General features: G+C 58.8%; 1 protein-coding gene and 1 pseudogene. Both read left to right on the forward strand.

Going from position 1 to position 1149, the window contains the following annotated elements:
* A pseudogene (locus ABJ99_RS28665) lies at positions 1-447 on the forward strand (ParB family protein); the annotation flags it as partial.
* 36 nt (positions 448-483) lie between these two features.
* Positions 484-1149, forward strand: a 666-nt coding sequence (locus ABJ99_RS12740) for a DUF2857 domain-containing protein (protein WP_054086140.1), incomplete at its 3' end; no start/stop codon positions are given.

The following is a 1149-nucleotide window of genomic DNA, read 5'->3' on the forward strand; positions in this document are numbered from 1 at the left end:
CATCGAACGCATCATTGACCAGCCCGATGAACTGCGTCAGGTCATCGCTCAGCTTGCTCACGAAATCGCCACGACCGCCGGGCTGAACCGCGACACCGTGGCGCGAGTACCTGGAGGTCTGGGCTTTATATGTCACGAGCCGCCGATGGACCTGGAACTCACAGAACTGGCCAACAACACCCTGACCCTGCTCCAGGCCATCAGCGGGGTCTACGCCATCGCCCTGAACCGGCAGACACCCGAGGCTCCCCTGGACGTGGCGGAGTTTCAATTCACGGCAGCGCTGGGCCAGTTGCTAATCGGCAGCCCCAGGTATGAAGACGGGAGGCCGTGTTGGCGGGCCGTCTGGATGATGCCTGCATCGTCAAGCTTTTCCGGCTGATCCGGTTAGGCCGCCGGCTGGTCGAGCTGGAAGCGATGAACGTTGATGGGCCATACACCTCGTGAGGTTTTATCGCGGCGTTCTGCGACAGGAGTTTGAACATGTCAAAACGACATAATCCACTGAATGAAGCCATGGTCGCCCAGATTCTGCATCACCTGCGCAACGGTGAGGTGAAGCGCTGCATCGACATGGGCCTGGACCCGGAAATTCTGGTACTGCTCCAGCAGCCTTCCTCTCAGAGCGTGCTGTTGAACTCCAACGTCATCTGGTGCCAGGTGGCGATTGATCCAGACATGGTCAAGCGCCTGCTCTCCAACAAAGAGCGGACCGACGAAGAGATCCGCATCGTGCAGCGCGCGCTTCGTCTGGGTGCCACCACACCGATGCTTCAGCAGTTCTTCGGCATGTCGCCGCAAGAAGTCTCTCTGCAGCGAGTTCTGGTCGGCGTACCTGGCAAGCCCGGTCGCTTTCGCGATATGCCCGATGACACGCCGTTATGGCACCGGTTCGTCCAGTTGATGGCTGATCTCAACGTCGATCATACCGACGGCGTCGCCTTGCTCGACGTTGCCATGTTGCTGACAGAAGAAATCAACATTCCGGCTGAAGAGCAGGATAGTCACTCGCCCGAACCGATTACGCTGGGCCTGGTGTGGAACAAGATTCAGCAATGGCTGGCTCAGGACCTCTACCCCCCGGGGAAAAACCGTAAATCCGCCAGTCTCGTTCTGATGAGCGAATCCCGACGACTGACCAAAGCCAAC

The sequence above is a fragment of the Pseudomonas syringae pv. cilantro genome, assembly GCF_001293775.1.
GTDB classification, from domain to species: Bacteria; Pseudomonadota; Gammaproteobacteria; order Pseudomonadales; family Pseudomonadaceae; genus Aquipseudomonas; species Aquipseudomonas syringae_P.